This is a genomic window from Paraburkholderia dioscoreae, assembly GCF_902459535.1.
Taxonomy (GTDB): domain Bacteria; phylum Pseudomonadota; class Gammaproteobacteria; order Burkholderiales; family Burkholderiaceae; genus Paraburkholderia; species Paraburkholderia dioscoreae.
In genome coordinates this window covers 3,031,996-3,057,591 of record NZ_LR699553.1, presented here as the reverse complement: position 1 = coordinate 3,057,591, position 25,596 = coordinate 3,031,996, and the positions used below count along the sequence as shown (strand labels likewise).

The window sequence follows — 25,596 nt, the reverse complement described above, 5'->3', positions numbered from 1 at the left end:
GCTGGAGCGCGAAATCCGTACGCTTCCCTGCGCTGGCATTATCCAGATCAGGTTCAAAGGGTATTTCTCACCCACGCAACACGGACTTCCAACCTCCGTGCGACGCAGGACCCCCGCGTTAGCAGCGCACACGATACACCGGCTTCCCGCTGCTTGGCAACCCGTCAGGAAACGCCGGCTGGCGGATAGCGCAGCGGTCGGCCACGCGCGAGTCGTGTGTCGAGGCGGCTGGCATCAGGCTGGCGCCACGATGCGGCGCGACACGTTTGCTATGGCGTGGCGCTGTGCTTACAGCGTGAAATCGTCCGCGGCTTCGGGTTGAAACAGGATTTTTTCCAGCTTCAGCACCTTCTCCGTGCCGCTCGGCGGCGTGAAGCGGATGCGCTCGCCGCGCTTCGCGCCGAGCAGGGCGAGGCCGGCGGGCGAGAACACGTTCAGGCGACCGTGCGCGAAGTCCGCGTTGGGCGGATAGACCACCGTCCAGGTCATGTGCTCGCCGCTGGTTTCGTCGACCAGCGTGGCTTGCGAATTCATCGTGACGACATTGGCCGGAATCTCGTGCGAATCGACGATCACCGCGCGCTCCAGGACGTCGTCGAGCATGTCCTGCAAACGCGCGTCGGCGCCGGGCGCGGCCGCGTGCTTCTCGAGACGGGTGACGTCGAGCTCGGTCAGGTAACAGGTTTTCGTCTTTTTCACGATGGGTACTCCAATTCGATCTGCATGTAGGGAAACAGCGTGCGGATGAGATCGGCCCGGAGCCCGACAACGCGGCTCAGGCAATGGAGCGGGCAGCGTTAGATCGGGCGCCGGGCGGCGTGGAGCGGGAGCGTTCGGGACAGCTCGCCGGTGCGACGCGGCATGGACTCCGCGCGCGCGCAACCGGTTGCGCGGGGCGGGCGCAAGCGGGAGAAGGCACGGGAAGTCGGAAAGCGCATCGAGATAGCCAGTGGGTAGCGAAAGAGGATGAAGCGGGCGCCGCAATACAGTTGTACGGGCGCGATCGAAAGGTGAATGTTAGCACGGGAGGTGCTGCCTTTAGACTTTAGCACAGGGCCGGGAATCTCTCGTCGCGGCGCCCGGCCCGGCCCGTTTGCCACGCCCTGCCAGCCGCGGTAAATCGTGTGCGCCGTGTGCGAGCCGCCCGCCGTCTGCCCGAGCCCGTCTGCTCAGACGTTACGGATACCGAATCATGAACAAACCCATCCGGCGATCCGCTCGACCGGTGGGCGAGAGCCTCGACTACGGATCGATCCACAGCAACTCGCGCCAGTTCACCCCGAAGCGCAGATTAACGCAGCCGTTCGCGTGCAACGCGTTCCGAGGTATCGACGCGACGAAGATCCAGGGGAAACGCCCACGGCCATTTTTGTTGCGAGTAAGTCAAAAAGTTACGATTCTTTCAAGCGACGCGGTGGGCGCTTACTGCATAATGCGATGCGCGCCAACCATTTGGCGCGTGTTCGCCGTGGCCCGATCTGTTTCGGCCGCTGCGGCGTTGTGGCTCCCTTGGCCATCTATCGTCCTTCCGTTCCACCAACATGTCCGCCAGCCTCGCCCGTCAGACCGTATCGCCGATGCGGTGTCCGCCATCCCGCCTCAGGGTCTTCAGCGGGGGCGCAGCACCTCGAGCGGCATGGGCGGGTTGAACGCATGTCGCTGCAAACTCCAAGCCGTTTTCCGCGTGGTTTCCCGCTCCGTTTGCCACAGTCCCGCAACGGCCAGCTCGCACTCGCGCTCGCCGTCGTCTATCTCGTGTGGGGTTCGACTTATCTTGCCGTGCACGTCGCGCTGGGTTCGTTTCCGCCGCTGCTGCTCTCGGGGTTGCGCAATCTGTTCGCCGGCATAGGGCTCTTCGTTTTCGCGGCGCGCCGCAATCCCGTCTGGCCGGGCGCGGTGGAAATCCGCAATGCCGGGCTGGTCGGCACCATGCTGGTCGGTTTGTCGAGCGGCATGCTCGCCTATGGGATGCGCACGGTCGGCACCGGCACCGCGGCGGTGATGGTCGCCACCGTACCGCTGTTCGCGACCGTGATCGCGGCAGTGGCGGGGCGCAAGATCGGCCGGGGCGAGTGGTTCGCGGTCGGCCTCGGTCTGGTCGGCATTGCGATTCTCAGCCACGGCGACAGCGCGCCGGGCTCGGCGGGCGGCAGCCTGGCGATTCTGTGCGGCGCGCTTTTCTGGGCGGGCGGCGCGCATCTGGCCGGGCGGCTGAAGCTGCCTTCGGACCTGTTTCTTTCGACGTCGCTGCAAATCGGTCTGGGCGGCGCGATGTCGACGCTGGTCGCGTGGGTCTCGGGCGAACGCATGGCCGAGCTGCATTTACTGCCGCTGCTGGCGTTCATCTACCTGATGCTGATCGGGACGATGGCCGCCTATGTTGCGTACGGTTTTCTGATCCGGCACACCAGCCCGATCATTGCCAGCAGCTGCATGTATGTGAACCCGGTGGTGGCCGTGGCGCTCGGTGCGCTGCTGCTCGGCGAGCCGGTAACGCGCTCCACGGTGATCGCGACTATCGTGATTCTGGCGAGTGTGGGGCTGTCTTTCTGGTTCGACTACCGGAAGAAGGGGCTCGCCTGACGTTCACCTGGAGTCTGGCTTGGGTTTGCATTGGGTTTGCCCTGAATATGCTTGACCCGGGCAGCAGGCCGCCGCCTTCACAGCGCCGCCGCCACTTCCGCGCCTTCGCGAATCGCGCGTTTCGCGTCCAGTTCGGTCGCGACCTTCGCTCCGCCGATCAGGTGATAGCGCGGCCCCTCGGCCCGATGCGCTTCTCCTGCCGCCGGCTGCGGATGCAGATCGCGCAGCGATTCCTGCCCCGCGCACACCACGATCGTATCCACTTCGAGCCATTCCTCGACGCCTTCGCGGGCGATCTTCAACCCGCGCGCACTGATCTCCAGATACGACACGCCGCCAAGCATTTTCACCCCGTTCCTCGCCAGCGTCGCGCGATGCACCCAGCCGGAGGTCTTGCCGAGCCCCATGCCGAGCTTGCCGGCCTTGCGCTGCAATAGCCATATTTGCCGCGGCGGCCGCGCCGGCGCGGGCGGTTTCAGGCCGCCGCGTTCCTGCACGGCAAGATCGACACCCCATTCGTCGAGCCACGCGTCGCGCGGCATGGGCAGCGGGTCGCCCGCGCGATGCAGCAGAAACTCGCTGACGTCGAAGCCGATGCCGCCCGCGCCGATCACGGCGACGCGCTGGCCGACCGGCGCACCCCGCAGCACGTCCACATACGACAGCACGTTCGCTGCATCGATGCCGGCAATCGCCGGCCGCCGCGGCACGATGCCGGTGGCGACGATCACGTCGTCATACGCGCCGGCGGCAAGCAGCGCGGGATCGACGCGCGTGTCGAGCCGCACGTCGACGCGGTGGCGCTGCAACTGGCTCTGAAAATAACGGATCGTTTCGCTGAACTCTTCCTTGCCGGGCACGCGCATCGCCAGATTGAACTGGCCGCCGATCGTTGCGCTCGCATCGAACAGCGTCACGCGATGCCCGCGCGACGCTGCCACCGTCGCCGCCGACAATCCCGCCGGACCCGCGCCGACCACCGCGACCGAACGCGCGGCCTGCGTTCCGGCGACGGGCCGGTAGATCAGCTCGGTTTCGCGTCCCGCGCGCGGATTGACGAGGCATGTCGCGCGCTGGTTCCTGAAGGTGTGATCGAGGCAGGCCTGATTGCAGGCGATACAGGTGTTGATTTCGTGCGTGCGCCCCTCGGCGGTCTTCACCACGAACTCCGGATCGGCCAATAGCGGCCGCGCCATCGAAACCAGATCGCCTGCTCCCTGTGCGAGCAGTTCTTCCGCGACCTCGGGCGTATTGATGCGGTTCGACACGATCACCGGCACCCTGACGGCGGCCGTCAATCGCGCGCTCAGCTCGGCGAAAGCCGCGCGCGGCACCGAGGTCACGATGGTCGGCACGCGCGCTTCGTGCCAGCCGATGCCGGTGTTGAACATCGTCACGCCGGCGGTTTCGAGCGCGCGGGCGACCTGCACGGTTTCGTCCCACGTGTTGCCGCCCTCCACCAGATCGATCAGCGAGATCCGGTACATGACGATAAAGCGCTCGCCGCACACGGCACGCACCCGCTCGACGATCTCGCGCGCGAGCCGCATACGGTTTTCGATGCTGCCGCCGTAGGCGTCGGTGCGCCGATTGGTGCGTGGACACAGGAACTGGTTGAGCAGATAGCCTTCGCTGCCCATGATCTCGACGCCGTCGTAACCCGCGCGCCGAGCAAGGCGCGCGCAGCGCGCATAGTCGCGCACGGTCTTCGCAATGCCCGCGATGCTCAGCTCGCGCGGCTTGAACTTCGAGATCGGCGATTTGATCGCCGAAGCGGAGACGACGAACGGTTGATAGCCATAGCGGCCCGCATGCAGAATCTGCAGCGCGATCTTGCCGCCCTCGGCGTGCACCGCCTCGGTCAACTTCCGGTGATTGCGCAGATCGAACACGGAATTCAGCGTGCCGCCGAACGGCAACAGCCAACCCTCGCGACTCGGCGAGATGCCGCCCGTAACGATCAGACCGACGCCGCCCTTCGCGCGCTCGCGGAAATACGCGGCCAGCTTCGGGTAATTCCAGAAGCGGTCTTCCATGCCCGTATGCATCGAACCCATCACCACGCGGTTGCGCAAGCGGGTGAAGCCCAGGTCGAGTTCGGCGAGTAAGTGTGGGTAAGGCATGCGGAGGACCGTGTAAGTATTGGATGCGCACGAACGATACACCGCGCGGCGTGCCAACCCTCCGAGGAAAAATTCTAATCCCCGCAAGTCATTGCCCCGTAAGACATTCTTCAGCCGCCACCAGCCAAGTGGAAGCCTGCGGCACACGCATTGCTCGAAGCGAGCGTCCATCGACACGGACCGCGCCGCCCGGATAAAGGCGCGATGTGCGGCAGGGATAGGAGGGGGTGCTCCGTTTCGGAGAGCCGGCCTGAACCGTTCCAACGACCAGCGAACAAGGTTTCAGTCGGCGTGTTGTCCGAAGCGGGACGTCCACAAATCAATGGGCCGAGAGCCCGACAACATCGATAGGTGAACATAATGAAACTGATCCGAACCATGGTGGCGATGGCTGCGGTTGCATCCATCCTGAGCGCGTGTGGCGGCGGCTCCGACGACGTGGGCAAGGAACTCGGGCTGACCAATCCGGAGATCCATTTCATCCATGCCATTCCCAGCGGCCCGGCAGTCGACTTTCTCGTGAACGGCACCGCGCCCTCGGGACAGACGAACATCAACTATAAAGGCGTGACGAACTTCACCAATATCAACACGGGTGCGACCACGGTCGCTTACTCCGCGACCGGCACGACGACGGCGCTCGCGAGCGGCAGCTTTCCGGATGTGGCGAAGGGCCACGAATACACCGTGCTCGCTTTGCCGGGCCTCGCCGCACCGGACATCGGCCTGATCGACGATCCGTTCGACAAGGGCCTGCTCTCGAATAGCGCACGTCTGCGCGGCTTCAACGCGTCGGCGAACGCGACCAATCTCGACCTGTATCTGGTCCAATCGACCTCGACCGACATTACCAACGCCGCGCCGACCATGGCCGGCGTGGCCTTCAAGAACGCGGTGCCGGCGAGCGGCCAGGATTCGATCTATGTGTCCGGCGGCACGTACGTGCTGATCGCGACCGTGGCGGGCAGCAAGACGCCGATCTTCCAGTCGACGGCGTTCACGTTGTCGAACAATGCCGACTGGCTGGTGACGTCGGTGCCGATCGCGGGTGCGCTGAGCCAGCTCGTGCCGGGCCAGATCCATCTGCTGGTGGCACAGAACGGCAATACGCAGACGCCGAGCGTCGAATTGACGAACACGCTGACGGGCCAATAAGCGCGCTGTAAATCGCCTGCGATCGAAGCCTTAACGGAGCGGGTACGGCAATAAACGACAGGTCCCGGGAGGACGGAGCGGCGATCCACGTGAGTGGATCGCCGTCTTGTTTGCGGCTTCGACCACGCGCGGTAGCCACGACCGTGACCGATGCGAGCGTAAAGCGCGCGTGAAGTATCCATGAAGCGCTCATGAAGTACGACGCGTACCACCGAAGTACCACGCGTACCACCTTCCAGCCACAAAAAAACCCGCCGCGGTTCTTCCCCGCAGCGGGCTCTCCCTATCTCTCATGCCAGGCGCTGCAAAGCGCCGGCCGTGTGCTTCTTTCTTGTTAGACGCCGCTCACTTGGCCTGATCGGCCGAGTTGGTGATAGCGTTGCCACCCTTCGAAATATCCTGCCCGGCCCCCGCCATCGTGTTGCAACCGGCGAGCGCAGCTGTCCCTGCAATGAGAAGCAAAGCGATCAGTCGATTCATGAAAAGTTCTCCTTGTCGAGAATGCATCGGTTGACGTGCCCATGTTGTACGGCACGTGCTAGCTGAGCTAGCTGTCGTCCGACCGGGGCTTACGCCAGTCGATCCGGTCTGATTGCATGGTAAAAAAAGGGCGGAGGCGGCGCTGTCGGCTGCACTGCGATTTTCATGTAGGCGTGCTCCGGTGTTTGCGTCGGCGCACTCCTACAAGCCTCACTAGCGCTTTGCGTGGGCCTTTGCTAGACGGACGTTCGCGAGGGCGTGGCCGGCGGCAGATCGACCGAAGGCGTCGCGGTGCTGACGCTCGGCATCTCCACGTGGATGTCGGTGCCGTTGGGCACGCCGCGCCGGATCTCGAAGCGCCCGCCATGCGCCGCTACGCGCTGGCGCATGCCGAGCAGCCCGTGAGTGTGGGTGCGCTTCAGATCGGCGGGCATGATGCCGACGCCGTTGTCGGCGATATGCAGCGCCACCTGGCCGTCACCCACCTGCAAGGCGATCGATACCTTCGAGGCTCGCGCGTATTTGGCGGCATTGGTGAGCGACTCCTGCGCGACGCGAAACAGCGCGATCTCGGTCTGCTCGTCGAGCTTGATGTCGTCGGCGGGCAGGTGCAGGTCGAGCGTCCAGTTGTTGCGTTGCGCGGCTTCGTCGGCGAGCGTGCGCAACGCGGTGACGAGCCCGAAGTTCGCCAGCACCGTAGGCCGCATGTCTTCGATGATGCGCCGCTTGAGCGCGATGCCCTGATCGAGATTCGCGAGCGCCCGCTTGAGTTTCTCGGAGATGTCCGGCGCGCTGTCCTTCAGCTTGCGGTTGGCCCAGGCCACGTCCATTTTGCTCGCGGTCAGGATCGCGCCGAGCTCGTCGTGCAGTTCACGCGCGAGCTGGGTCTTTTCGTTTTCGCTGACCGCCTGCAGGTGCCAGCCGAGCGCCTCCAGTTGACGGGTGCGTTCATTGACGAGCTGGTCGAGTCCTTCCTGTTGTGTGATCAATTGACGCTGCACACGCGCCTGACGATCGATCTGAATGCCGAGATTGCGAAACAGCAGAATGAACAGCACGATGTTCAGCGCCGACAGACCGGCTGCGCATAGCGTGGAGATGCGCTGATCGCCGCGGCTCGCGGCGAGCGCGTGTTGCGCGCGGCGCTCCTCGTTGTCGCGCAGCAGCGTGAGCGTGCTGTCCACCAGCGACGCGTCGGCCGGATTGGCCTCGCTCGCGCTGCCGCACGTGGCCAGGTCGAGCGGATGCGGCGCCGCGCCCTGCAGCGCGGACGCGCCCGCGCCGATACGCGCCTCGATCAGCGCGAGAATCTGCGTGAAGCTCGCGAGTTCTGCGCTGTCCGCCTTGCCGCTGCGGTAGAAGCGGTTCAACAGTTGCTCGCTCTGACGGATGCGCACAGCGGTAGCGCAGAACTCGCGCGCGGCGGCGTCCTGCCTTGTCAGAAGAAAATCGCTTTGCTGCGCACTCAGGCGCGAGAGCTGGCTCGCAAGGGTGCTCAGCTGCACGGTGACGTCGCGTGCTTCGAGTGCGGTCTCGTACTCGGCGGCAATGCGCTCGCGCGCGGTTTCGAGAATCACGAGGCCGCCCACGGTAATGACGATCGCCACCGTCATGGCGATCGCCCAGCTGCGATTGCGCATCCAGTCGCTCAGCCGGGCGGCGGTTCCAGCATCGACCGGGTTCGGCACGTTCTGCACATTTGGCACATTCGGCTCCTCTGATGGGGCATCAGTGTAACGTCCGCCGCTTGCGGCGCCCGCGCGTTCGCTCCTGCAATGCAGCATTGCCGTAACGCGGCCGTAATCCAATGTCAGCGGATTCTCACACGAAAACCGGCGTGCGTCGGAATGCGCCCGGCGTCACTGATCGTTAGGATGGACCTGATCGTTCAATCAATGTTTCGGGAGGAAGCCATCATGCTGAAATGGGCGTTGTTCTTCGCCGTCGTCGCGGTGATCGCCGGGGTTCTTGGCTTTACCGGCGTAGCGGCAGGCGCGGCGGCGATTGCAAAGTTCCTGTTTATCGTATTCGTGATTCTGTGCGTGGTGTTCCTCGTGCTGGGCTTCGTGGTGACGAAAAAGATCGTCGATTAGCGCTGCTCAACGAGGCGTTCGCAAACCGTGGCTTTGCGCACGGCAGACGGTTCGCCAGTCAACGGCCTGTGCCGATGCCACACAGATACCAACAGGAAGGAGAGTTGCCATGCTTCACTATGCCATTGTCTTTTTCGTGATCGCGATCATTGCCGCCGTGTTCGGTTTTACCGGAATCGCGGCAGGCGCCGCCGAAATTGCAAAGATTCTGTTCTACATTTTCCTCGTCGTGTTCGTGGTCACGCTGCTGCTCGGCGTATTCCGAACGTAGACGGGCATGGCAGCAGCCATTCCTCGTTTTCCTTGCGCCGGCGCATCAGGCGCGATTCGTGCGTGATGCGCAGTTCCCCCATACCGGATAAAGGAGAAATTCAATGTCGAAGCTACCTGGCGCCCAGGGCGCGGCCACTCAATCCAGCGACCCGTTCGTGATGGACCTTGCAAAGATCCGCGAAGAGGCTCGCAAGCACATGTCGGACGGCCCGGTCACGCAAAGCTATGGCGCGGACCGCGAGACGGTGTTGAAACTATGCAATGACGCACTGGCCACCGAAATCGTCTGCGTGCTGCGTTACAAGCGGCATCACTTCATGGCGAAGGGCATCAACTCCGAGGCCGTGGCTGCGGAGTTCGCCGCGCATGCCGCGGAGGAACAGGAACACGCCGACAGCATTGCCGAGCGGATCGTGCAACTGGGCGGCGAGCCGGATTTCGCTCCGGACGGTCTGAAAACGCGCTCGCATTCGGAATACAAGGAGGGCGCCAACCTCACGGACATGATCAAGGAGAACCTGATCGCCGAGCGCATTGCGATCGACACCTACCGCGAGATCATTCGCTATCTCGGCGATAAGGACGTGACGACCCGTCGTATGTTCGAAGACATTCTCGCAGTCGAAGAAGAGCACGCGGACGATATGGCGGATCTGCTCGAAGGCCGCGAGTAAGCGGGGTGGCGCAATGGGCGCGGGTGGGTCTGGCGGGTTACCCGCGCCGGCATGCGCCACCGGGTTTTTTTCGATTCCGGCAGAAGCCACACCGGAGGTCACTACAATGTCTGCTCTGGCGCGATTCCATTGCACGGACACCCAAAACAATGATTCGAGTGTTGATAGCTGACGACCATGCGATCGTCCGAGGTGGCTTCAGGCAGTTCGTCGCTGACGAGCCGGATATGTGCGTCGCGGCTGAAGCGGCCACCGGCGACGAAACCATCAGCCTCGTGCGCGAGCAGGCGTTCGACGTGGTGCTGCTCGACATCGCGATGCCGGACAAAAACGGCATCGACACCTTGCGCGTGATCAAGCAGGTGCGCCCGAACCAGGGCGTGCTGATCCTGTCGGGATACCCGGAGAGCCAGTACGCGATCAACCTGCTGCGCGCGGGTGCCAACGGTTATCTGAACAAGGATTGCGAGCCCGATGAGATCGTGCGGGCGATTCGTGCGGTAGCGCGCGGGCATCGTTACCTCTCCGAGGCGCTCGCCGATACGCTCGCCGACAACCTCGACAAACCGGCTGTCGGGCGGCCGCATGAAGCGCTCTCCGAGCGCGAGTTCCAGATTTTCTGCAAGCTCGCGGCGGGACAGATTCCTACGGAGATTGCGGAGGAATTGCATTTGTCCGTGAAGACGGTCAGTACCTACCGGGCCCGCGTGCTGGAGAAAATGCGGTTGGCGAATAATGCCGATCTGACTTATTACGCGATCAAGAACGGCTTGATCGAATAATGGACGATCGAGATATGCCGATGAACAGCGAATCGAACCCTGTTGCCGAGCCCGCCCGGCACACGCCATTACGTGTGCTGCTGATCGAGGATTCGCCGCTGATTCGCAGAAGCCTGGTGGAAGCGATCGACGCCTCCGGTCTGCTCAAGGTGGCGGCCTACGCGGATTCTGCGGACCAGGCGATCGCCCTGTTGAGCGATGAGTCGTTCGACGCGGTCATCGTCGACCTGCAGTTGAAGCAGGGCTCGGGTGTGCCGGTACTGGCCTACCTGCAACGGGAAGGGCTGATCGACGCGGTGTTCGCCGCAGTCCTGACCAATCACGCGCTGCCCGCCTACCGGGAGCGCTGCGAACAATATGGCGTGCGCCACTTTTACGACAAGTCGTTCGAGTTCGACCGGGTGATCGACGCGCTGCACGACTATGCGTACGCGCGAAGCGGCAAATGAGCGCTCCGCGCCGGCAAGGGACGACTGACTAACCCTTCGCGGCGTCGGCGGGAAGCGCCAGATGATTCCACGCCGCCAGCCCGGCGAACGCGAGCCCGGCAGCGCTCACGCCGAGCCATCCGAAAGCCGGCCACACGGCCGCGCCCACGCCGGAGCCGATCGCTCCGCCAATGAAATACGCCACCATGTACACCGTATTCACGCGGCTGCGCGCGTCCGGCTTGAGTGCATAAATGCGCGACTGATTGGAGATCTGCGCGGCCTGCACGCCGATATCGAGAATGATCACGCCGACCACCAGGCCCGCAATGCTTTTCGCCGACGCGCCGAATACGACAAACGAAATCGCCACCAGCACGATCGACACGGTGATGATCGCGCGCGGTCCGCGCCGGTCGGCGAACTTGCCGGCGAGCGGCGCGGCCATCGCGCCTGCCGCGCCGACGATGCCGAATAACCCGGCCGCCTGCGGCCCGAGATGAAACGGAGCGCCGGCCAGCAGCAAGGCCAGCACCGACCAGAAAATGCTGAACGCCGCGAACAGGGCCGCGCCGGTGAGCGACGCTTCACGCAGCGCGCGATGCTCGACCACCAGGTGCCACATCGACACCAGAAGCTTGCCGTAGGGCAGCGTCGAAGTGGGCTGGCTCTTCGGCAGACGCAGAATGATGACGACCGCCAGCACCAGCAACGCGATCACGGACGCGCCGAATACCGCGCGCCAGCCGAAATATTCGGCGATCACACCCGAGGCCGTTCGCGCCAGCAGGATCCCCAGCAGCAAACCGCTCATCACCGTGCCGACCGCGTGGCCGCGTTCCGCCGGCGGCGCGAGTTCCGCCGCGAACGGCACGGCTTGCTGCGCGATGGTGGCGAGCACGCCGATCGCGAGACTCGCGACGATCAGCACGGACAGCGTCGGCGCCGCGGTCGCCACCACCAGCGCGCCGCAGATTCCCACGATCTGCAGCAGGATCAGACGGCGCCGGTCGAAGCGGTCGCCGAGCGGCGCCAGCAACAGCATGCCGGCCGCGTAACCGAGTTGCGTGACGGCCGGCACCGCGCCGACCCACGACGCGCTACGCGGAAACGACTGGCGGAAGTCGTCGAGCAGCGGCTGGTTGTAATAGATGTTCGCGACCGCGACGCCGGCGATGGTGGCGAGCAGAAGCAGCAAGCCGCGCAGCGACCGGTCGGCGGAAGCGGGGGTGGACGGGTTGGAAGTGGACATGAGAGAGGGCGGTCGACGGACCGGCCCATGCGCGGTCCTCAAGCGTGCCGATCATACCGGAGCCAGGCGGATCGTGCAGACGGCCGCGAGCGCTGAGAAAGCGCCGCATATGGCTTGCATGAACAGGGTCAATGGGAAAGCGCCGCTTGAAAACGCCGCGCGAACAAAATGAGATGGTCGTTCGGTTTTCGTTCGTAGAATCGGCGCGCGTTATCCGGTTACCAACCCACACGACTATCAGAACGACTCCATGCGCTCGACCACCCCACATGAACCTCTGCGCATCCGCGGCTGGCTGCTGCTCGCCTTGATCTGCCTGGCCGCCTGGGTGCTCCATACGGCGATCGCGATGCGCGATCCGCTCAAGCTGATGCTCGAATGGGAACTGTTGGCCGTATTCGTACGACGCGAAACGCACGGCTGGTATCGCGCCGTGGTCGCGATGGTCGGCTGCGACGTCGCTACCGGCGTGTTCATCGTCGCAGGTGCGGGTTGGCTGGCGCTGCTCGCGTGGCGCAGATCGGCGCGCTTTGTGGCGCAGGTGCAAGCATGGCTCGTCGCCATTGTCGTGATGCGTGCCGGCGCATATCTGCTCGGCGATTACATGACGCACGCCATCGGCATCGACATTGCCGTTCCGTACGACGGCGTCATTCAGGCGGTGGTTGCAGCCGCGCTCGGGATTCCGTATTTCAGGTCGTCCCGGCGCGTGCATGAGACTTTCATCGGCGCGTGAGCCGCGAGCGTCAATCGATCAGATCGCCCTCGGGCTCGTAAAAGGGATACGGCCCATCGGCGGCATCCACATAGGCGTGATGCGTGACGATACCGGTTGCCGGATCGTAGTGATGCAGCGCATACGCGGGCGGCTCCATCATGAACGCGGACGGTGCATCTTCGCGCAGATCGAGCGCGACCTGATGCGCGGGCGCCGGCACCGCGGAGGCGATCGTGCCGCCAAACCGCACGAACATGGGCCGGTGTACATGCCCGCAGATCACCCGCTCCACGTTCGGATAACGCGCGATCAACGCCGCGAGTCTGTCGGCGGCGGCGGGATCGAGCCGCAGTTCGTCCATATGCCCGATGCCGCACACGAACGGCGGATGATGCAACGCGACTATGGTCGGCTTGCCTTGGGCTGCATCGAGTTGCGCGGCGAGCCAGGCGAGCCGCGCGTCGCACAGAGTGCCCGCGCTTTGGCCCGGCACCATCGAATCGAGCGCGATGAGTCGCAGCGCCCCGAGATCGACCGCGTATTGCACGAACTCGCCGCCGCTCGCCAGTTCCTTGCGATCGGGAAACGCGGCGCGCAACGCAGCGCGCTCGTCGTGATTGCCGACCAGCATGAAGTAGGGAATTTCCAGCGGCGCAAGCAGTGTCTTGAGATGCTCGTACTGTTCCGGATCGCCCTGATCGACGAGGTCGCCAGTCATGATCACCGCGTCGGGACGCGGTTCGAGCGCATTCAGGGCGGCGACGCAGCGTGCGAGATAGGCGCCGGTATCGACGCGGCGGTAAGCGAGCGCGCCGGGCCGTTTGATATGCAGGTCGCTAATTTGAGCCAGCAGCATGGGGATGTCCTTTTTATTGCGCGCCAAGAAAACAGCGCGGCTTCATTACGATAGCGCAATCAACGCGTCCTGCGCGATTGAAATGCCGACCGGCGTGCCGCGCGCCAATTCCACCCGGCCGGCTACGTCGATCAGCAGCGCGTCCGGTGCGGCGCCGCCGACCGTCAGACGTGTCCGTTCGCCGAGAAACGCGGTGCTTTCGATATGGCCGCGCAATTGCGCATGAGCCGGGTCGGCAAGATAAGCGTCTTCGGGACGGAAGAAAATTTCGTGTGCCGGGCTCGCGTGGGTAGAGCCTGCGGGCAGCGGCACGGCGCCGCCGGTGGTCGTCAGCATGCCGTCGCGCCGTTCGCCCGCGAGCCGGTTGATCGTGCCGACGAACTGCGCGACCGTGCGGTTGGCGGGGCGGTAATAGATCTCGCGCGGCGAACCGATCTGCTCGATGCGCCCCGCGCTCATCACGACGATGCGATCGCCCAGTTCCATCGCTTCGGCCTGATCGTGCGTGACGTACACGGTCGTGATGCCCAACTCGCGCAGCAGCGTGTTCATCTGGCTGCGCAAAGCGTCGCGCAAACGCGCGTCCAGCGCCGTGAGCGGTTCGTCCAGCAGCAGCACGCGCGGCTGCACCGCGAGCGCACGGGCCAGCGCGACACGCTGGCGCTGGCCGCCCGAGAGCTGATCGATCGGTTTGTCGGCGTGCGCGGTCAGACGCATCATGCCGAGCAATTCGTCGACGCGCTGGCGCACGGTCTCAGCCGGCACACGTCTGATTTTCAGGCCATAGCCGATGTTGCCGCGCACCGTCAGGTTCGGAAACAGCGCGTAGCTCTGGAACACCATGCCGACCTGGCGCTTTTCGATCGGCAGGGCGGTGACGTCGTCGGCGCCGAACGCGATGCGGCCGCCGGCGTCCGGTGTTTCGAGCCCGGCGATCATGCGCAGCGTCGTGGTCTTGCCGCAGCCCGACGGCCCGAGCAGCACCAGCGTTTCACCGGCGCCGATATGCAGATCGAGCGGTTCGAGCACGCGCGTGCCGCGAAACGTTTTCGCGCATTGCGTCAGCGCAATGGGTACAGCAGCGGGAACGGAAGCGAGTTTCATGGCTGGGGGGACTTCGAAGAGGAGGCGGTAACGCGCTTTTTCGCCGCGCTGCGCTGGCCGGTCGCATCGACGCCGAGCCACTGCATGGCGACGAGCAGCGGCATCGTCATGATGAAAAACAGAATCGTGTAGGCGCTGCCGATCTCGATGCGCAGCGACGCGTAGGTGTCGGCGAGACCCACCGGCAGCGTTTTGGTGTCGGGCGTGTGCAGCATCCACGTGAGGTTGAATTCGCCGATCGAGAGCGTCAGCACCGCCAGCGCGCCGGCCACGATGCCGGGCCGCGCGTTCGGCAGCACGATTGTCACGAAGCGCTGCAGGAAGCTCGCGCCGAGACTCGCGGCGCCTTCTTCGAGCGTGCGCAGATCGCTGCTCGCGCACACGGCGGCGACCGCGCGCACCATGAAGGGCAGCGTGAACACCACATGGCCGACCACGATAAACGCCACGCTCATGCGGAACACGGTGAAGCCGCCGTACACCACCAGCAGCGCGAGCGCGGATGCGAGACCGGGCAGCGCGATCGGCAGCACCAGAAACTCTTCGATGATGCGCGAAAGGCGCGTCTTGCTGCGCGCGAGCACGTAACCCGCGGGCACGCCGGTCAGCAGCGTGACGACCAGGGTCGCCGCCGCCACTTCGAGCGAGAGAAACACCGAGCCGTGATATTGCGTCCACACTTCCGCGAGCCAGCGCAGCGTGAGTCCGCTCGACACGCCCTTGAAGTAGTTGACCGTCAGCCCCGCCATGATCGACATGACGACCGGTACGATCAGGAACGCGCACAGCAACAGTGTGACGAACCATTGGCCGGCGGCGAGCCACGTTCTGGCGCCCGGCAGGCGCAGGCGCAGGCGCAGGCGCAGGCGCAGGCGCGGCTTCGCCGCCGGCTGTAAAGAGGCAGTGATGGAATTCATTGAAGTCCCGTCTTCCGGTCTGGCAGCGCCAGGCCTGGACATACCGTTCATGCGCTTGCCGCCACGGCCGAGCCGCTTACGCTGCGCGCCAACGCCAGGACCGCCCACGTCACCAGGCCGAGCACGATCGAGAGCCCGGCGGCCGTCACCATGTTCGCGTTGAGGGTGAACTCGGTGTAGATGGTCATCGGCAGCACGTCGATGTCCGTGGCGAGTGTGAAAGCGGTGCCGAATGCGCCCATCGCGGTGGCGAAGCACACCGCGCCCGCCGCGATCAAACCCGGCGAGAGCGCGGGCAGCACGACGTCGCGCATGATCCGCCACGGCGACGCGCCGAGCGAGCGCGCGGCTTCTTCGAGCGACGCATCGAGCTTGGTCGCCGACGCCATGACGGTGACGATCACGCGCGGAATCGAGAAGTACAGATAGCCGAGAAAGAGGCCGCTCATCGAATACGCGAACACCCAGCGGTCGCCCGTGAGTTTCAGCGAGAGTGCGCCGATCAGTCCCTGGCGTCCCGCGAGCATGATGACCATGAAACCGACCACCACGCCGGGAAATGCCAGCGGAAACGTGAGCAAGGCGAGCAGCGTGCGTTTCAACGCAAACTCGCGGCGCGCCAGCAGCAGACCCGCGATCACCGACAGCACCAGCGTCGCCGCCGTGACCGCCGCGGACAGCAGAACCGTCGCGCCGAGGCTCGACATGTAGCGCGGATTGGTCAGCATCGCGCGATAGGTGGCGAATGCGTGGCCGTCGCCGCTCAGCTGCGCGAGCGCGCCCATCGGCAACAGCCAGAAGGCGATGAACACCGCCAGCGCGGGCGCAATCAACGCGATGCGCCAGCGCAGCGGGAACGTGATGTCGTTCAATGCATCACCTGCAGATAACGCTCGCCGAAACTCGACTGCTTCTCCGCCATCTTGCCGAAGTCCACCGGTTTGGCGCGCGCATAGTCGCTCGCCGGCAGGAATTTCGCGGCGGTTTCCGGCGTCATCGCATTCGCGCGGACCGGGCGCAGATAGGCGTCGGCCCACAGCTTCTGGCCTTCGTCGGAGAGCACGAAGTCGAGCACCTTCTTGCCGTTCGCTTCATGCGGCGCGCCCTTCACGAGACTCATCACGTACGGCACCGAAATCGTGCCTTCCTTGGGAATCACGAATTCGACGTTCGCGTGATCCTTGTATTTGGCGCGGTAGGCGTCGAAATCGTAGTCGAGCAGGATCGGAATTTCACCGGACATCACGCGCGCATACGCGGTCTGCTTCGGCACGATCGGCGCATTGGCTTTGAGCTTGCGGAACCAGTCGAGGCCCGGCTCGAAGTTGTCGAGCGTGCCGCCGAGCGCCTGATTTACCGCGACCGCGCCCGCATAGCCGACGAACGCGCTCGACGGATCGAGGTAGCCGATCATGCCTTTGTACTCGGGCTTGAGCAGGTCGGCCCACGAGCGCGGTACGGGCTTGCCTTCGAGCGCGTCCTTGTTGACGAAAAAGCCCAGTGTGCCCGAATGAATCGAGAACCAGTAGCCCTGCGGGTCTTTCATGTTGGTGGGAATGTCGTCCCAATGCGCGGGCTTGTACGGCTGGATCACGCCCTTGTCCTTCGCCTGGAAAGCCGACGAGACGCCGAGATACACCACGTCGGCGACCGGGCTCTTCTGCTCCGCCATGAGCTGGGCGATCGACTGGCCGGAGTTCTTGTTGTCGAACGGCACGCGAATGCCGGTCTTTTGCTGGATCGCCTTGATCTGGCTCGCCCAGTCGGCCCATTCGGGCGGGCAGTTGTAGCAGATCGCGGTTTCGTCGGCGTGCGCGAGCGACGGCGCGGCCAGAGTCAATACAAGTGCCGATGCGGCAAACGCGGCGCGCGCCAACTGACGCACTCGAACAAAAGCGGTGGAGGAACGGCGGGTCACAGCAATCTCCCAGAGATGGACAAGGTGGCTTCAGCGGTTGTGTCGAGTACGGGTGAACTGACGGAATGCACGTCACGTGATGCGGCATCGGACAGCGCCGGCATGCCGTGCTGTTCGGGATGTAAACGTTTTCGTCGAGCGGATTATCGGGAACGTATGTGACGACGCTATGACGTGTGGCCTGCCGCCGTGGCATGCGCGTTGAGGTGATCGCGACGAAGCGAAGGCAGGTTGCGGATGTCGGGACGAACGTTGGACGAGCGACGAAATAGCCCAGCGGGGGGCGCGCGCCGATTACCAGTCCGACCGGATCCGATGGTTTTGTATGGTCTGTCCGCCTCCGCATTTTCCTGCGATATCTGATTCGCATGGAAATACCGGTCCCTGATTTATTGCGACTTTAGGAGTTCTCCGATGGGCGGCGAGTGGGGGCAAATTCACTATGAAATCGCCGTTTGTTAAGCGGCTATGAATGACAAGATCAACTGAATTTATAAAAAAGGAGGTTTTATAAAGGCATCTTGTTTGGATCCCGGTTTGTCCGAAGGTCACCGTAAATTTCTGATATTAGAGGATTGTATGAAAACCAATCTATTGTTGGCTCTGACTGCCCTGCTTTTATCTGTTTGCGCGCCTGCTAACGCAGCCACGGAATGCTATTTTGAGAAAACCCATGACGCTGTGGATTTGAATATCAACAATCTGGTGTTTCAAAACGTCGTTGCGCCGAAGTCAGGATATACGGTGATCAAGCCAACCGGCAGCATGTCGATCACACCCACCGATGACAATATCACTTCGAACTGCGATCTCGGGCAGGGCGGGCAGGCATTGAGGGGTAAGAATAATCGCGCGGGTTCGACGGACTATAAATATGCGACTGTCACGGACGCCAACGGCAACTCCCATCAGGCTGTTTTGTATAGCACAACTGCGCCGGGAATATACTATGCAATCAAAATTACAAACGACGCGTGTGCAGATAATTCAGGATTCATTCCCGCTAATAATTCATACCTCAATCTATATGACGTGGGGGATTCAAGGGAAAAGCAGTGTATGAACGGGGTAAAGCATTTTACCTTCGGGGTTCAGTTTTACGTAGGCTCGGACTATAAAGGTGCGAAAGGCACGTTCAAGTCCAATGAGGTGGTGCACGGTAGCTTCAATATCTCTGGCGCAGTCGACGAAGTGACGGTAAAGACCGTGATATTTACCGCCACCTTGAAATAGTCTTTTCTTCCCTGTTCATGCCCGGCGCCAGGATCAGGAACGGCGCGGGGCAGTTTCGTACGGGATTGTCGGGCTTCCACTCATTTTGCAGAGCGAGCCTGTTTTCGTCGACTACGGCGTGCGACGCCGACTGTACGGCGCATCCGGTTTCAGCAGTCACCAATGGCCGGTGCGCGGGCGTCTCATGCAAACGGCCGTTCGACGGTTGCCGAGGCACGCAACGGCGAGGGTTCGTTGCGGTTCGAAATCGCAGCGATAGTGGCGCCCTCGCGCAAGCTGTGCGGCAAAGTCAACGTGAGCGACGTTTCACTCATGGCCTCGTAACTGCCGGTCACGCGCGCCAGCAAGCGCTGCCAGGCCGCGCAGCCGATTTCGCGATTAGGCGCACAGATGGTGGCGAGTGGCGGCGACAGCAGTTCGCCCATTGCGAGGCCGTCGAAGCCGAGAATCGACATGTCGTGAGGAATCTGCAGACGCGCGCGGCGCAGGCCCCGCATGACCACCATTGCCAGCAGATCGTTGCTGCAGAAGAGCGCGCTGGGGCGGTTCGCGCCGCTCGTCAGATGGGCGAGCACGGCGGGCGACAGTTCCTCCGCGTTGAAATCGACCTCGAGCGCGGGCGCCGGCGTGAGGCCGGCTTGCTGCATGGCCTGCGAATAGCCGAGGTGCCGCTGACGGGCGCGGTCCGAGGCGGCCAGCGTGCCCGCGAGCATAAGAATGCGGCGATGGCCATGGGCGATCAGCATGCGTACGCCGTCATAGGCGGCGAGACGGTTGTCGACCGCGACCGATGGACGGCGCACCGTGTCGTTATGCATCAGCACGTACAGCAGCCCTGCGCGGTCGAGTTCGTCGAGTAGCGGATGTGTGTCGGCATCGGCGACCGTCAGGATCAGGCCTTCCACGCGCTGTTCGCGCAGCGTTTCGATAGCGTGGCGTTCGCGCTCGGCGTCGTACTGCGTGGTCATCAGCATGAGCCGGTAGCCTTGCGCCGACGCGAGTTCGTCGATGCCTTGCAGGCACTCGGCGAATACGGGATTGGCGAGCGTCGGCAGGATGACGCCGATCAGACGCGTGCGTTCGCCACGCAATTGACGGCCGAGCGGGCTGGGGCGGAAGTGCAGGGCGTCGATGGACTGACGCACTTTGTCGAGCGTGACCGGGTTGACGGTGTGCGGCGCGTTGATCGCGCGCGATACCGTGGCGATGGAGAATCCGGCGTGGGCAGCGACATCTTTGATCGTCGGAGTCATGAGTTTCCGTTCGGGTCGTAAACGTTTTCGTGAGCGGATTATCGGGAAGGTTTGTGACTCCAGGATGAATTCAATTCCTGGTTTGCGGCGTCTGGAATCGGGGCGCGAGGCAGGCGGCTCAGCGTTTGGTACGCTCGCGGCGAAATGGTAGAATTCGCGTCCACCTGCGTTCCGACCCTTGCCGGGGTGATGAAATTGGTAAACATAGCGGACTTAAAATCCGCCGCTTCACAGCTTGCCGGTTCAAGTCCGGTCCCCGGCACCACTGCAACTCTCCGCATATTTCCTTCTTCTCCCTGCCTTCCTCTGCGCAGTAAGGTTTTTTCTGCCTGATCAGATCCGCCGGCGACGCATGCCTTTCCGCGCCTTTCCTGGCATAGGGTTTACGCAAATTCCACGAACAAAGCCGGCCGACGACTCCACGACACTGCCGCGTGCGTACGATTGCCGCCGCAACCGACCCGCTCAATCAATCGCCGTGGCTGCGCACGGCGCTCTTCCTTCCCATGCTTGGCGGCATGCGCCAACACCCGCTGCGCAGATAGGCGCCGACCCTCGCAGATGCCTTTCACGCCACAAATCACGACTAATGTTCAATAACATAAAAATTATTGTACATTTTTTTTGTAAAACATAAGCTGCGTTCAATCGATACACGGCTCCCGCGCGGCGACGAGTCGATTCCCGTAGCGACGAGGCACGTGACAAGCGTTTTTTCTCAACATTTATATGTTAGGAATACTACATTTACAGGGGAACGTGAAATGAAGAATTGGGTTGGTGCAGTCGTCGCATTTGGCTGGTTGGCTTCAGCAACCGATCTCGCCCACGCGCAGAGTAGTGTGGCTTTGTATGGATTGATCGACGAAGGCTACACGTACGTTTCCAACATTGGTGGCCACAGCTCGAACGCTTTGGCTAGCGGGATCGCGCACGGAGACCGCTGGGGACTTAGGGGAACGGAAGACCTGGGCGGCGGTCTTTCCGCGATCTTCGATCTTGAAGGCGGGTTCAATCTCAACACGGGGGCGACCGGAAATGGTGGCGCGATCTTCGGCCGCCAGGCATGGGTCGGCCTGCAGAGTCAGAAGTGGGGCGCCGTGACCGCGGGTGATCAGTACGACATCATTTCGGACTACATGTGTGATTACAACGTCGGCTTCTACGCGAGCGGATATGGTATTCACGAAGGCGATATCGACCGGATGGAATGCGACCGCCTGCCCAATGCGGTGAAGTACACATCGCCCAGGATTGGCGGCTTCAAGGGCGGTATCATGTATTCGTTCAGCAACGTTCCTGGAAGCTTCCATACGGGCAGTGCGTGGGAAGTGGGTGGCAGCTACATCTTCGGCCCGCTTCATCTGGGGCTGGCCTGGGCCTCGCTGCCGGGCAAATCGATCGATCCGTATGGGCAGCTCGGCACGCCGGTATTTTTCGGGCAGACGGTCGCCACGGTCACCAGTACGAAAGCAACGGATCTGAACACCGCTTTCGTGCTCAACAAGTACAACATCTTCGCAGTTGGCGGAAGTTACAAGTTCGGCAAGGTGACGGTGATGGCCAACTTCACAAACACGGAGTTGGGCTACCACGGCATGACTTCGTACATGCATGTATTCGAGGGCGGCGCGATCTACAACCCTACGCCGGCCTGGGGGCTGATTGCGAGCGCCCAGCATGATGCGCTTCAGGGTCATGCGTGGAATCAGGTGTCGGCCGGGGTGCAGTACTATCTGTCGAAACGCACCACGGTGTACGTGTCCGGCGACTATATCAAGGCATCTGCCGGGGTCAACCCGGAACTCGGATGGTTCGTGAACCCGTCGCTCACCAACAAACAGATGGACGCACGCCTCGGTATTACTCACAAGTTCTGAAGCGGCTAACTTCGGTATCCCGGTACCACAAAGCCCCGGGCCGCGCGTAACGGCTCGGCGTTTTCGTAGAGGAAGAAGCAGCCGTCCAAAGCAGACATGCCTATTCTCTCGAAAGCATACCTTCGCCACGGCGTGATGCGTGAGCCAGCGCGTCGGCGATCGCATCGACGTTCTCCGCGGTAATATTCGCGCTCGTGGCCACGCGTATGAAGGGGCGCGGTGTGACCTGAAAACTGGAACCCGGCTGCACCGCGATCCCGCGCGCGGCGAGCGTAATAAGCGCGAACTGCTCGTCAGGCACCGGCAGCCAGATGCACAAGGCGTCGCGGCCCGAAACGTGGAGGCCACGTTCGATCATGGCGGCCCCGAGCGTTTCGCGGCGTTGTGCATAGACGCTGCGCGCGTGCTCGATTTCCTTCAGCGATTTGGGCGTGGTGAGCAGATGTGCCGCGGCCCCCTGCAAGATCCGGCTCGTCCAGCCTTCGCGAAAATTGCGGTATGCCTGAATCTGATCGGCGAATTTGCTCGAACTCGAGAGCACCGCAAGCCGGAAATCCGTACCCAGCGACTTCGACATCGTTCGGATATGCACGACGCGATCAGGGTACATGCTGCCAAGGCTCAGAGGCCGTTGACTCGCGAGACCCGAAAGGCCGTCCAGTTCAATGATGAGCGTGTCGTTGTCCTTGAACAGGGCGCCGAGCTGTTTGAGGCGCTTTGCGCTCAAGCGTTCGCCGGTTAGTGCATGGGAGCCCGGCTGAAAAAGAAACACGACCGGCTTTTCATTGAGTGCCGCCGCGAGGGATTCAGGCAGCGGTCCCTCCGAGTCGCACGCCACGCCCACGACGCGTGCACCGAGCTTTTCCAGAATATCGAACACCCGCAACGCGGTGGGATCCTCGATCGCGACGGTCGCGCCGGGCACGACAATGGTTTGCAACGTTGTGTGCAGGCCGTCGTATCCGCCGTTGACGGCCGTGAACGTGCAACCTTCGTACGACCAGTCCTGCGCTATCACTTCTTCCAGTTCCGGCGCAATGGTGTCGCGCACGTAGCTGTTCAGATGACTCACACGATGTGCCTTCGACAAGGCCTCGCGAATATCCGGCAGCAACTGCGGATCGGGCGACGCGAATCGCAGGTCCGCGACGATGTTCTCGCCGTAGTTCGCGAAGTCCTCGTACCGCGCGGGACGTAGCGAGGTCTGATCGCCGCGCACCCATGTTCCCGTGCGGCCGCTGCCGCTCACCATCCGGTACGTGCGCAACTGTTTCCACGCGCCGGAGATCGTCGCGGGGCTCACACCCATGGCGTCGGCCAGATCGCGGACTGGCGGAAGTTGCGAGCCGATTGGAATCGTGCCGTTGCGGATCAGGTTCGCGACTTCGAGCGCGATGCCTCGCATCGTCCGGGCGGTGACGAGTTCAACAAGAGTCTCGAGGGTCATCATTTTCTTTATGTTCAATAACAAAAAAACGATTGTACATTTTTTTTGATGTACATAAGCTGTTTTTCATTCGATAACGCTTCGCTGCGATTGTCAGCTACCGCTGTGTTGGGTGCCCGCTGCGGGAGGTAAGGCTTGCGGGTCGGAAGAACAAGACAGCTAACAATCACAGTGTACGTACTGCGCAAAGCAACGCGTAGACACACGTTGACGACGTAAAGCGGACAACGTTCGCGCCGCGCTATCGAACAGGTTAGCCGGCGAACGAGCCGGGGTTCGTCACATTTGCAAATACCACATGCAATGCACGTTCGGAGTTGTCATGCAACAGCAGTCAGGCGGTGGTGAAAGGCGGAGACGCAATGCTTAAGATTGGCGTTGATATTGGCGGTACGTTCACCGATTTCGCGGCCTGGCGGGAGGGCGGCGAAGGGCGCGTCGAAACGTTGAAAGTGCCGTCCACACCTCCGGATTTCGCCGAAGCCTTCAAGTCGGGCTGCAATGAAATACTGAAACGGATGGAGCCGCACACGCACGAGGAAATCGTGGTGGTGCACGGCACGACAGTGGCCACCAATACCGTGATCGAGCGCAATGGTCCGTCCATTGCATTGTTCACGACGGCGGGCTTTCGCGACATCCTCGAATTGCAGCGACTGCGTTTGCGCCGCGCGATCGATCTGTTCGGCAACCGGGTGGACCCGCTGATTCCGCGCGAGTTCGTGTTCGAAATTCCGGAGCGTATCGGATCGGATGGACGTATGCGCACGCGGCTCGACCTGGAAGCGGTCAAGCACGCGGCGCACGCAGCGAAAGCGGCGGGAGTGGAAGGCATCGCCATTGCTTTTCTGCACAGCTTTCGCAATCCGTCACACGAAATCGCGGCACGCAAGGCCGTGGTCGAAGCGACAGGCTTGCGCAACGTGTCGATCTCCAGCGAAATCTGGCCGAAGATCGGCGAGTACGAACGGGCGATCGTTGCGGTGCTCAATACGTACGTGAAGCCGCGTATGAGTGCTTACATCGGCGAGATCGAACGCTGGCTGGCCACGCGTCTGCCGAATGCAAAGCTCTTCATCATGCAGTCGAACGGCGGCGCGCTTTCTGCCGACGAGGCGCGCGAATTGCCCGTCCATACGCTGCTGTCGGGCCCGGCCTCCGGCGTGACGGCGGCGCAAAGCCTTGGTGCCGCGCTGAACGAGCGCTGCATGTTGACCATGGACATGGGCGGCACGAGCACCGATCTCTCGCTGATTCAGGACAACGAGCCGTCGATCACCGGCGACGCCGAAGTAGGCGACTTCCCGCTGATGATGCCGGTCACCGGCATCGAAGCGATCGGCGCGGGCGGCGGCTCCGTCTGCTGGATCGACGGCGGCGTGCTGCGGGTCGGCCCGAAAAGCGCGGGCGCGCGTCCCGGCCCGGCGTGCTTCGGCCACGGCGGCACGCTGCCGACGGTGACCGACGCATACCTGCTGTGCGGTTTCATCGATCCGTTGCATTTTCTCGGTGGACGCATGACGCTCGACGTCGACGCCGCACGTGCCGCGATGCAGCCCGTGGCCGACGCATTGAAGATGGACGTCGTGTCCGCGGCGCAGGCCTGCCTTACGGTGGCGACGTCGAACATGGTGGCGAGCGTGCTGCCGTATCTGGCGCGCTATGGCCTCGATCCCGCCGACGTGACGCTGGTGGTCTATGGCGGCGCGGGCTCGCTGCACGGCCCGTTGCTGGCGACGGAATTGGGGATTGGACGCGTACTGGTGCCGGCCATGCCTTCGGTGTTCTGCGCATATGGCGGGCTCGTCGCCGGCCTCACGCACGACGACGTGAAGAGCGTGCAGGGCGTGACAGTGAGCGGCGCCCTGATCCAGCGCGAATTCGCTGCCCTTGAGCAGAGTGCGCGTCAATGGCTCGCGAGCCAGGAGGTCGGTGTGAGCCTGCGCGACGTCGAGCTCGAGCAGCGCGCGGAAGCGCGATATCGCGGCCAGTCTTTCCAACTGATAGTGAACGTGCCGACCGCAGCCATCGCCCGCGGCGACGTCGCGGCGATCGAAGACGAATTCCACCGCCAGCACGAGCGTCTCTATGCGCACGCCGATCCGGCGGCGCCGGTGGAATTTACCGAACTGCGCCTGCGTATCCGCGGCAAGCTGCCGATGCCGTCCGCCGGCGCATCCGGCACGCAGCAAAGCACGCCGGTCGCAGGTGCCGCCGACGGAGCCCGCAGCGGCGAACGGACGTTGCATATAGCAGGCGCGACGCGGGCCTCATGCGGCGTCTATGCACGCGAGCGCCTGCGCGGCGGCGACACGCTCGTAGGCGTCGCGATCATCGAACAGCACGACACGACGATTCTGGTGCCACCGCACTACCGGGCGACGGTCGATGCCCACGGCAACATCCTGCTTGAGAAGGAGTCTTGAG

Annotated in this window: 23 protein-coding genes, 1 tRNA gene and 1 riboswitch; of the genes, 12 read left to right on the top strand and 12 right to left on the bottom strand. The window is 63.0% G+C overall.

Features of this window, described 5'->3' with window-relative positions:
- Positions 1-6 precede the first annotated feature (6 nt).
- A riboswitch (TPP riboswitch) is annotated at positions 7-125 on the bottom strand.
- Positions 126-288: 163 nt separating this feature from the next.
- A complete protein-coding gene (locus PDMSB3_RS13660; protein ID WP_007181185.1) occupies positions 289-699 on the bottom strand; it encodes a GreA/GreB family elongation factor in 411 nt (136 codons plus the stop codon).
- A 954-nt stretch (positions 700-1,653) separates the two neighbouring features.
- Between PDMSB3_RS13660 and PDMSB3_RS13655 the strand changes: the two genes are divergently transcribed.
- On the top strand, positions 1,654-2,583 hold the full coding sequence (locus PDMSB3_RS13655; RefSeq protein ID WP_007181186.1) for an EamA family transporter: 930 nt from the start codon (positions 1,654-1,656) through the stop codon (positions 2,581-2,583).
- A gap of 77 nt (positions 2,584-2,660) precedes the next feature.
- Here PDMSB3_RS13655 and PDMSB3_RS13650 read toward each other — a convergent pair whose 3' ends face one another.
- Positions 2,661-4,706, bottom strand: a complete 2,046-nt coding sequence (locus tag PDMSB3_RS13650) for an NADPH-dependent 2,4-dienoyl-CoA reductase (RefSeq protein WP_165186619.1) — start codon at positions 4,704-4,706, stop codon at positions 2,661-2,663.
- Positions 4,707-5,066: 360 nt separating this feature from the next.
- On the opposite strand from PDMSB3_RS13650, the gene PDMSB3_RS13645 reads away from it, so the two are divergent.
- Positions 5,067-5,861: a DUF4397 domain-containing protein gene (locus PDMSB3_RS13645; protein WP_007181188.1), complete on the top strand. Its 795-nt coding sequence runs from the start codon at positions 5,067-5,069 to the stop codon at positions 5,859-5,861.
- Positions 5,862-6,206: 345 nt separating this feature from the next.
- On the opposite strand, the gene PDMSB3_RS13640 is transcribed toward PDMSB3_RS13645, so the two are convergent.
- Positions 6,207-6,341, bottom strand: coding sequence for an entericidin A/B family lipoprotein (locus PDMSB3_RS13640; RefSeq protein ID WP_007181189.1), 135 nt, complete (start codon positions 6,339-6,341; stop codon positions 6,207-6,209).
- Between the two features lie 236 nt (positions 6,342-6,577).
- Positions 6,578-8,047 (bottom strand): sensor histidine kinase, encoded by a 1,470-nt coding sequence (locus PDMSB3_RS13635; protein ID WP_007181190.1) that lies wholly within the window; start codon positions 8,045-8,047, stop codon positions 6,578-6,580.
- Between the two features lie 210 nt (positions 8,048-8,257).
- On the opposite strand from PDMSB3_RS13635, the gene PDMSB3_RS13630 reads away from it, so the two are divergent.
- The 5 genes from PDMSB3_RS13630 to PDMSB3_RS13610 all read left to right on the top strand — a co-directional run bounded on the left by PDMSB3_RS13630 (position 8,258) and on the right by PDMSB3_RS13610 (position 10,612).
- Positions 8,258-8,434, top strand: a complete 177-nt coding sequence (locus PDMSB3_RS13630) for a DUF1328 domain-containing protein (protein WP_007181191.1) — start codon at positions 8,258-8,260, stop codon at positions 8,432-8,434.
- A gap of 109 nt (positions 8,435-8,543) precedes the next feature.
- Positions 8,544-8,705: a DUF1328 domain-containing protein gene (locus tag PDMSB3_RS13625; RefSeq protein ID WP_006052455.1), complete on the top strand. Its 162-nt coding sequence runs from the start codon at positions 8,544-8,546 to the stop codon at positions 8,703-8,705.
- Between the two features lie 103 nt (positions 8,706-8,808).
- Positions 8,809-9,381: a ferritin-like domain-containing protein gene (locus PDMSB3_RS13620; protein ID WP_007181192.1), complete on the top strand. Its 573-nt coding sequence runs from the start codon at positions 8,809-8,811 to the stop codon at positions 9,379-9,381.
- A 149-nt stretch (positions 9,382-9,530) separates the two neighbouring features.
- Positions 9,531-10,163 (top strand): response regulator, encoded by a 633-nt coding sequence (locus PDMSB3_RS13615; protein ID WP_007181193.1) that lies wholly within the window; start codon positions 9,531-9,533, stop codon positions 10,161-10,163.
- A 20-nt stretch (positions 10,164-10,183) separates the two neighbouring features.
- Positions 10,184-10,612 (top strand): response regulator, encoded by a 429-nt coding sequence (locus PDMSB3_RS13610; RefSeq protein WP_035518538.1) that lies wholly within the window; start codon positions 10,184-10,186, stop codon positions 10,610-10,612.
- Between the two features lie 28 nt (positions 10,613-10,640).
- Here the strand turns inward: PDMSB3_RS13610 and PDMSB3_RS13605 are convergent, their stop codons facing one another.
- A complete protein-coding gene (locus PDMSB3_RS13605; protein ID WP_007181195.1) occupies positions 10,641-11,843 on the bottom strand; it encodes an MFS transporter in 1,203 nt (400 codons plus the stop codon).
- A 250-nt stretch (positions 11,844-12,093) separates the two neighbouring features.
- On the opposite strand from PDMSB3_RS13605, the gene PDMSB3_RS13600 reads away from it, so the two are divergent.
- Positions 12,094-12,579, top strand: coding sequence for a DUF2569 domain-containing protein (locus PDMSB3_RS13600; RefSeq protein ID WP_007181196.1), 486 nt, complete (start codon positions 12,094-12,096; stop codon positions 12,577-12,579).
- A 10-nt stretch (positions 12,580-12,589) separates the two neighbouring features.
- Here the strand turns inward: PDMSB3_RS13600 and PDMSB3_RS13595 are convergent, their stop codons facing one another.
- From PDMSB3_RS13595 to PDMSB3_RS13575, 5 genes are read right to left on the bottom strand one after another with little or no spacing between them, the layout of a single operon-like run.
- Complete coding sequence (locus PDMSB3_RS13595; RefSeq protein WP_165186617.1) at positions 12,590-13,417, bottom strand: phosphodiesterase; 828 nt, start codon at positions 13,415-13,417, stop codon at positions 12,590-12,592.
- A 45-nt stretch (positions 13,418-13,462) separates the two neighbouring features.
- Entirely contained in the window at positions 13,463-14,521 is a 1,059-nt protein-coding gene (locus tag PDMSB3_RS13590) for an ABC transporter ATP-binding protein (protein WP_007181198.1), read from the bottom strand.
- Positions 14,518-15,438, bottom strand: a complete 921-nt coding sequence (locus PDMSB3_RS13585) for an ABC transporter permease (RefSeq protein ID WP_165186614.1) — start codon at positions 15,436-15,438, stop codon at positions 14,518-14,520. The genes PDMSB3_RS13590 and PDMSB3_RS13585 overlap by 4 nt, the downstream gene beginning before the upstream one ends.
- A 47-nt stretch (positions 15,439-15,485) precedes the next feature.
- Positions 15,486-16,310 carry an ABC transporter permease gene (locus PDMSB3_RS13580; protein ID WP_007181200.1) on the bottom strand — a complete coding sequence of 275 codons (825 nt, stop codon included), beginning with the start codon at positions 16,308-16,310 and terminating at the stop codon, positions 15,486-15,488.
- Positions 16,307-17,356 carry an ABC transporter substrate-binding protein gene (locus tag PDMSB3_RS13575; RefSeq protein ID WP_007181201.1) on the bottom strand — a complete coding sequence of 350 codons (1,050 nt, stop codon included), beginning with the start codon at positions 17,354-17,356 and terminating at the stop codon, positions 16,307-16,309. The genes PDMSB3_RS13580 and PDMSB3_RS13575 overlap by 4 nt, the downstream gene beginning before the upstream one ends.
- Positions 17,357-17,935: 579 nt before the next feature.
- Between PDMSB3_RS13575 and PDMSB3_RS13570 the strand changes: the two genes are divergently transcribed.
- Positions 17,936-18,589 (top strand): hypothetical protein, encoded by a 654-nt coding sequence (locus PDMSB3_RS13570; protein ID WP_007181202.1) that lies wholly within the window; start codon positions 17,936-17,938, stop codon positions 18,587-18,589.
- A gap of 182 nt (positions 18,590-18,771) precedes the next feature.
- On the opposite strand, the gene PDMSB3_RS13565 is transcribed toward PDMSB3_RS13570, so the two are convergent.
- Positions 18,772-19,842, bottom strand: coding sequence for a LacI family DNA-binding transcriptional regulator (locus PDMSB3_RS13565; RefSeq protein WP_007181203.1), 1,071 nt, complete (start codon positions 19,840-19,842; stop codon positions 18,772-18,774).
- Between the two features lie 180 nt (positions 19,843-20,022).
- Between PDMSB3_RS13565 and PDMSB3_RS13560 the strand changes: the two genes are divergently transcribed.
- A tRNA-Leu gene (locus PDMSB3_RS13560) sits at positions 20,023-20,107 on the top strand.
- A gap of 499 nt (positions 20,108-20,606) precedes the next feature.
- Positions 20,607-21,722: a porin gene (locus PDMSB3_RS13555; protein WP_007181204.1), complete on the top strand. Its 1,116-nt coding sequence runs from the start codon at positions 20,607-20,609 to the stop codon at positions 21,720-21,722.
- A gap of 100 nt (positions 21,723-21,822) precedes the next feature.
- Here PDMSB3_RS13555 and PDMSB3_RS13550 read toward each other — a convergent pair whose 3' ends face one another.
- Positions 21,823-23,172 carry an aminotransferase-like domain-containing protein gene (locus PDMSB3_RS13550; protein ID WP_007181205.1) on the bottom strand — a complete coding sequence of 450 codons (1,350 nt, stop codon included), beginning with the start codon at positions 23,170-23,172 and terminating at the stop codon, positions 21,823-21,825.
- Between the two features lie 359 nt (positions 23,173-23,531).
- Here PDMSB3_RS13550 and PDMSB3_RS13545 point away from each other — a divergent pair, with 359 nt between their 5' ends.
- Complete coding sequence (locus PDMSB3_RS13545; protein ID WP_007181206.1) at positions 23,532-25,595, top strand: hydantoinase/oxoprolinase family protein; 2,064 nt, start codon at positions 23,532-23,534, stop codon at positions 25,593-25,595.
- The last annotated feature ends 1 nt before the right edge of the window (position 25,596 follow it).